The sequence below is a fragment of the Kitasatospora sp. NPDC059803 genome, from assembly GCF_042732255.1.
Lineage (GTDB): Bacteria > Actinomycetota > Actinomycetes > Streptomycetales > Streptomycetaceae > Kitasatospora.
In genome coordinates, this window is sequence record NZ_JBHWIJ010000387.1 from 1 (window position 1) to 6906 (window position 6906).

Consider the following 6906-nt stretch of genomic DNA (forward strand, 5'->3'; position numbering starts at 1 on the left):
ACGGCCGCATCGTCGACGAACTCCACCACCCCACCGCCGACACCGTCCTGGACCGCATGCGCCGCTTCGACGCCAAGGGCCGCACCAGCTAGAGCATCCCGCCAGCCAGGGCCAGCCAGCCCAGCCGCCGCCCCTACGCGAAACCCAGGACACCCCATGTACCGCACCGCACTGCGCAACGTGCTGGCCCACAAGGGCCGACTCCTCATGACGGCGCTGGCCGTCATGCTCGGCACCGCCTTCGTCGCCGGCACCATGGTCTTCTCCGACACCTTCGGCAAGGCCATGCGGGACAACAACTCCAAGAGCTACTCGGACGTCTCGGTCCAGGTCGTGGACTACTCGGCCGGCTCCCGCGCCAGCGCCAAGCAGAAGAGCGAGAGCGGCAACGCCTCGCTCACCGACGCCACCGTCCAGCAGCTGGCCGCCCTGCCGGGCACCGCCAACGCCCGCGGCGTGGTCAGCGGCTTCACCGGGGTCGCCGACCGGAGCGGCAACCTGATCGGCCAGTTCTGGGCCGCCAAGGGCGCCAACTTCGCCCCGGCCGCGGACGGCAAGGACCCGCGCTACCCGATGGCCGAGGGTCAGGGCCCGAAGAACGGCAAGGAGATCGCCCTCGACCGCAAGACCGCCGACAAGGCCGGCTACAAGATCGGCGACACCGTCCGGATCGCCATCAACGGCCCGGTGGTCGAGGCGAAGCTCACCGGCGTCTTCACCACCGACGACCCGGTGGTGAACAGCGGCGGCACCCTCACCCTGTTCGACCGCGCCACCGCCCAGCAGCTGCTGCTGGAGCCCGGCCACTTCAGCAGCATCGTGCTCACCGCCAAGCCCGGCACCAGCGAGGACGCGCTGCTCGCCCAGGTCCAGCCCAAGGTGCCGTCCGGCCAGCACTTCGACGTCGAGACGGGCGCCAAGCTCAAGGCCGACGAGCAGGCGATGATCACCAAGACCACCGACAGCATGCGCACCATGCTGCTGGTCTTCGCCGGGATATCGCTCTTCGTCGGCATCTTCATCATCGCCAACACCTTCACCATGCTGGTCGCCCAGCGCACCAAGGAACTCGCGCTGCTGCGGGCGATCGGCGCCAGCCGCAAGCAGGTCACCCGCTCGGTGCTGGTCGAGGCCCTGGCGATCGGCACCGTCGCGGCGCTGGCCGGGCTGCTCGCCGGCATCGGGATCGGCGCCGGCATGCAGGCCCTGATGAGCCAGCTGAACGAGAACATGCCGCACGGCACGCTGGTCATCAAGCCGCTCACCATCGCGGTGACCCTGGCCGTCGGCGTCCTGGTGACGGTACTGTCCGCCCTGCTGCCGGCCGTGCGCGCCTCCCGGATCGCCCCGGTGGCGGCGATGAGCAGCGGCGACCAGCCGACCAGCCAGAAGAGCCTGCTGGTCCGCAACGCGATCGGCTCGGCGCTCACCGCCGGCGGCCTCGCGCTGATCGGCTTCGGCGCCTCCACCGGCAACGACAGCGGCCGCCTGCCGGTCGGCCTCGGCGCCCTGCTCGCCCTGATCGGCGTGTTCGTCCTGCTGCCGCTGCTCTCCCGCCCGGTGGTCGCACTGATCGGCCCGCTGCTGCGCGGGCTCGGCGGCACCCCGGGCAAGCTCGCCCAGCAGAACGCGGTCCGCAACCCGCGCCGCACCGCGTCCACCGCCGCCGCGCTCACCATCGGCCTGACCCTGGTCAGCGGCCTCACCGTGATCGGTGCCTCGGTCGGCGGCGCGATCGACAAGGCCGTCACCAGCTCGATGAAGTCCGACTACATGGTCTCGGGCGCCAACCACATGAGCCTGTCCGAGCAGGTGCCCGGTGAGATCGCCAAGGCCCCCGGGGTGGCCGCCTCCTCCGCGGTGACGACCGCCAGGTGGGAGCTCGACGGCACCGGCGTGGCGATCACCGGCATGGACGCCGGCTCCTTCGACCAGCTCGCCGAGGTCAAGCTGACCAGCGGCGCCACCGCCGCCCTCGGCCAGGGCAAGGTCCTGGTGGACCAGGAGCTCGCCACGAAGCTCCACGTCACCGCCGGCTCGACGATGGCGGTCTCCTACCCGGACCAGTCCACCGGTCAGCTCACCGTCGGCGGCGTGTACGAGAAGGGCGGCATGCTCGGCTCGGTCCTGCTGGCCAACAGCGAGGTCGCCAAGCACGAGGCGAAGCCCTACATCACCGACGTCCTGGTCAAGGGCAAGGACGGCGCCACCTCCGCGCTCAAGCAGTCCCTCAAGGACGCCACCGGCGCCAACCCGGTGATCGACGTCAAGTCCAAGCAGGACGTCCGCGACGACTTCAGCCAGACCATCACCTTCGCGCTGAACCTGATGTACGGCCTGCTGGCGATGTCCGTGCTGGTCGCGATCCTGGGCGTGATCAACACGCTGGCGATGTCGGTCTTCGAGCGCAAGCGCGAGATCGGGATGCTGCGGGCGATCGGCCTGGACCGCCGGGGCATCAAGCGGATGGTCCGCCTGGAGTCCGTGGTGATCTCGCTGTTCGGCGCCGGCATCGGCCTGCTGCTCGGCTGCTTCATCGCCTGGGCGATCAACGGCACCCTGAAGTCCAGCCTGAGCGGCCTGACCACCGTCCTGCCGTTCGGCCAGCTGGCGCTGTTCCTGGCCCTGGCCGGGGTGGTCGGCCTGGTCGCCGCGATCTGGCCCGCCCGCCGGGCGTCCAAGCTGGACATCCTGGAGAGCATCAAGACCGACTGACCGCCCCTCACGGGCCCGCCCAGCGGGCGGACGACGAGAAAGGGCCCCTGCCGGAGGGTTTCGGCAGGGGCCCTTCTACTTCTGTACTCCGCCCGGTCGCACGGCCGGCTGAGCACCACGGAGGTCGTGGTCCGGCGACACTGCCGGGCGGAGGGCCTCCGACTCATACCCCGGTGCTCCCACACCGGGGTCGCAGTCGCTTACTTGCTGGCGAGTTCCTTCTCGGCGGCCGGCTTGGCGGCCTCCACGGGCTTCGTGGGCGCCGTGACCTCCTGGATCGGCAGGCGCGGCTGCTCCATCTGGGAGAGGCCGACCATCTCGCGCTTCAGGAACATGGCCAGCGTCCAGTCGGTGAAGACCCGGACCTTGCGGTTCATGGTCGGGACCATGGCGCCGTGGTACGCGCGGTGGAACCACCAGGCCAGACGGCCCTTCAGCTTGACCTTGCCGAAGAGGATCGCGACGCCCTTGTGCAGGCCCAGGCCGGCGACCGCACCGAGGTTCTTGTGCTCGTAGTTCTTCTGCGGGAAGCCCCGCATGCCCGAGATGACGTTGTCACCGAGGACGGCGGCCTGGCGCACGGCGTGCTGCGCGTTCGGCGGGCACCAGGCGCCCTCGCCGGAGGCGAGGTCCGGGACCTGGGCGTTGTCGCCGGCGGACCAGACGTAGTCGAAGCCCTGGACCTGGAGGGTCGGCGCGGTGTCGACGTGGCCGCGCGGGCCCAGCGGCAGGCCGAAGTTGGCCAGCACCGGGTTCGGCTTCACGCCGGCCGTCCACACGATGGTGGAGGCGTCCATCTCCAGGCCGTTCTTCAGCACCACGTGCTGGTCGACGCAGGAGTCCATCGAGGTCTCGATGTAGACCTCGATCTTCCGCTCCTCGAGCTTCTCCTTGGTCCACAGACCGAGGTCCGGGCCCATCTCCGGGAGGATGCGGTTGGCCGCCTCCACCAGGACGAAGCGCATGTCGTCACGGCTGACGGTCTTGTAGATCTTGGCGGCGTCGCGCGCCATGTCCTCGACCTCGGCGATCGTCTCGACACCGGCGAAGCCGCCGCCGATGACGACGAAGGTCAGGGCCTTGCGGCGGACCTCCTCGTCGGCGGTGGACTCGGCCTTGTCGAGCTGGGCCATGACGTGGTTGCGGAGGCTGATGGCCTCCTCCACCGTCTTCATGCCGATGCCGTGCTCCGCCAGACCCGGGATCGGGAAGGTGCGGGAGACCGAGCCGGTCGCGACGACCAGGTACTCGAAGGGCAGCTCGTAGCTGTCGCCGGCCGCGGGCTGGATGGTGGCGACCTTGCGGGCGTGGTCCACACCGGTGACCGCACCGGTGAGCACCTCCGCCTTCTTGAGGGCGCTGCGCAGCGGCGCGACGAGGTTGCGGGGCGCGACGTTGCCGCCGGCCGCCTCGGGGAGGAAGGGCAGGTACGTCATGTACGACCGCGGGTCCACGACCGTGACGGTCGCTTCGCCGTAACGCATCTTCTTGAGGATGCGCATCGCGGCATACAGGCCGACGTAACCACCGCCGACAATGAGGATGCGAGGACGCTCCGTGGTGCTCATATCCGAAAGTATCCAGCACCGTCCGGAGCAGCCTTCGTGAGCCCGGTCACAAGCTTCTGGACACCCCGTGCTACACTGCGCGGCCGCAAATCCGGGCCCAGCGCGTCGGCTCACGGCCTTGGGTGCCCCCTCGTGGGCGCACGCCGGAATACCACCCTGCTGAGCAGCAACGATCCGTACGGCGCCCGGGTTCCCGCTCGTGATTTCGATTTTCAAACCTCAACCGAGGCTTGACCTGCGATCCAGGGGTCGTCACGGCGAGCAGACCTTCGGTCCCACATTTCGGACGTAGCGGGCGAGCGGGTGCGACGAATGACTGGATCGCCATGTGAAGAAATTCACGAACTTTCCCGCACCGGTCCGGGCGCGCCCCGGCCCCGGACCCCCGAAAGGGGTGCCGGGGCCGGTCGGGTAAGGCCCGCAGGAGGTCAGGAGGCCATACTCCAGGCGATGCCGTCCAGGATGTCGTGCTCGCTCACGACCACCTCGGCCGCGCCCGTCCGCTCCATGATCTCCAGCAGCTCCAGCGCGCCGGCCGCGATCACGTCCACCCGGCCCGGGTGCATCGACGGGATGGCCGCGCGCTCGGCGTGGGTGGCACCCAGCAGCTCACGGGCGATCCCGGCGACCCGCTCCCGGCCGATCCGCGAGTGGTGGATCGCCGCCGAGTCGTAGGCCGGCAGGTCCTGGGCGATCGCGGACACCGTGGTGACCGTCCCGGCCAGGCCCACCAGGGTGGCCGCGCCGCGCAGCGGGACGACCTCCTCGGCCTTGTCCAGCTCGGCCCGCACGTGCGCCCGGGCCGTCTCGATCTGCTCCGGCGAGGGCAGCTCGGCGCCGCCGAAGTGCCGCTCGGTGAGCCGGACGCAGCCGATGTCCACCGAGCGCGCCGCCTGCACGTCCGCACCGCCCAGCACGAACTCGGTCGAGCCGCCGCCGAGGTCGAACACCAGGTACGGCGCCGGGAACTGGCCGCCGGTCAGCTCCTTGGTGGCGCCCACGAAGGACAGGTGCGCCTCCTCCTCGCCGCTCACCACCTCGGGCTCGACGCCCAGGATCGCGCGCACGCCCTCGACGTACTCGTCGCTGTTCTCGGCGTCCCGCGAGGCGCTGGTGGCGACGAAGCGGGTGCGCTCCGGGCCGACCCCGAACCCGGCGATGACCTCCCGGTACTCACGGCAGGCCGCGAAGGTGCGGGCCAGCGCGTCCGGGTGCAGCCGGCCGGTCTGGTCCACGCCCTGGCCCAGCCGGTTGATGATCATGCGGCGGTCGAGGTCGGTGATCTCCCCGGTGGCCGGGTCCAGGTCGGCGACCAGCAGCCGGATCGAGTTGGTGCCGCAGTCGATCGCGGCCACCCGGGTCATGCTCACGCGGACTCCCCGGGGTCGGACTCCTCGGCGGCCCGCTTCTTCGCGGCGCGCTCGGCGGCCTTCTGCTGCTTGGCCTCGATCACGGCCTGGTGGTCCTGCTCCTTGGCCCGGTTGCGGGCGACCCGCCCACCGGCGGCCTCGACCTCGGCCGGGGAGACGCAGGGGCCCTTGGCCCACCAGTCCTCCAGCAGGCCGATCGCCTCGTCTCCGAGCGGGTTGACGCCCTCGCCGGCCGCCAGCGAGTGGCCGACCAGCACGTGCAGGCACTTCACCCGGTCCGGCATGCCACCGGCGCTCGGGAAGCCCTCCAGCACCTCGATGGCGTCGCGCCGGGCGATGTAGTCCTCGTGCGCCTTCTGGTAGGCGGCGGCCAGCTCCGGGTCCTCGGCGAGCCGGGCGGTCTGCTCCTTCATCACGCCGTCCGCCTCCAGGGTGCCGATCAGCGAGGCGGCCTTGGGGCAGGTCAGGTAGTACAGCGTCGGGAACGGCGTGCCGTCCGGCAGTCGGGGGGCCGTCTCCACGACGTCCGGGTTGCCGCAGGGGCAGCGGTGCGCCACGCCGCGCAGGCCGCGCGGCACCCGACCGAGCTGGGCGGCGATGGCGGCGACGTCGGCGTCGGAGACGGCGGGGTGGTTCTCAGTGGTCATGGGGGGAGGTGTCTCCAGCGGGGGACGGTGGGAGCGGACGGGGGGAGGCGGGGGCCGGGGCGGCGTCGTCGGTGGTGTCGGCGGCGTCGACCGAGTCCCAGATGCTGGCGTACCAGGGCTTGGCGGCCCGCGCCGAGCCGCCGGACGCGCCGTCGGAGGCGGCCGAGCCGGCGGCGGCAGCGGAACCGGTGGCGGACGCCGAGGGCCGGGCGGCGGCCGGACCGGCCGGATCCACCGCGATGTACGGGGTCTCCCCCGGCATCGCGTAGTGCAGCCGGGCGCGGGCCTGCGCCTTGACGTACTCGGGGTCCTGCCAGCGGGCCTTCTCCCGGCGCAGCTGCTCGACCTGCTGGCGGGAGCGGTCGGCCTTCGCCTGCTGGGCGGAGATCTCGGCGCGCTGGGAGATGAACTGCCGCGTCGGGTAGGCGAGGATCGCCACCAGCGAGCAGAGCACCAGGACGAGGACGGTCGCCCGGCTCGTGAAGCGAGGCCGGGCCGCCAAGCCCGGGATCCTCCAGCCTGCCATCTCCCGTTCCCCTCCTGGTCGCGACGGTGCCCCGCCCGCCAACCCCCCAGGGGTCCCCGGGGCGCGGGTAACACACAGCA

General features: G+C 71.4%; 5 protein-coding genes and 1 pseudogene. 2 read left to right on the top strand and 4 right to left on the bottom strand.

From position 1 onward, the window contains the following. Together ACFV6I_RS36145 and ACFV6I_RS36150 are read left to right on the top strand one after the other, a co-directional pair. Positions 1-92, top strand: a pseudogene (locus ACFV6I_RS36145) (ABC transporter ATP-binding protein); the annotation flags it as partial. A gap of 64 nt (positions 93-156) precedes the next feature. Next, on the top strand, positions 157-2715 hold the full coding sequence (locus ACFV6I_RS36150; protein ID WP_380430193.1) for an ABC transporter permease: 2559 nt from the start codon (positions 157-159) through the stop codon (positions 2713-2715). Between the two features lie 200 nt (positions 2716-2915). Here the strand turns inward: ACFV6I_RS36150 and ACFV6I_RS36155 are convergent, their stop codons facing one another. The 4 genes from ACFV6I_RS36155 to ACFV6I_RS36170 all read right to left on the bottom strand — a co-directional run bounded on the left by ACFV6I_RS36155 (position 2916) and on the right by ACFV6I_RS36170 (position 6802). Further along, positions 2916-4283 carry an NAD(P)/FAD-dependent oxidoreductase gene (locus ACFV6I_RS36155; protein ID WP_063348030.1) on the bottom strand — a complete coding sequence of 456 codons (1368 nt, stop codon included), beginning with the start codon at positions 4281-4283 and terminating at the stop codon, positions 2916-2918. A 428-nt stretch (positions 4284-4711) separates the two neighbouring features. Next, complete coding sequence (locus ACFV6I_RS36160) at positions 4712-5647, bottom strand: Ppx/GppA phosphatase family protein (protein WP_063348031.1); 936 nt, start codon at positions 5645-5647, stop codon at positions 4712-4714. Between the two features lie 2 nt (positions 5648-5649). Then, positions 5650-6318 (bottom strand): DUF501 domain-containing protein, encoded by a 669-nt coding sequence (locus ACFV6I_RS36165; RefSeq protein WP_079136261.1) that lies wholly within the window; start codon positions 6316-6318, stop codon positions 5650-5652. Then, positions 6290-6802, bottom strand: coding sequence for a septum formation initiator family protein (locus ACFV6I_RS36170; RefSeq protein WP_380430196.1), 513 nt, complete (start codon positions 6800-6802; stop codon positions 6290-6292). The genes ACFV6I_RS36165 and ACFV6I_RS36170 overlap by 29 nt, the downstream gene beginning before the upstream one ends. Between the last annotated feature and the right edge of the window lie 104 nt (positions 6803-6906).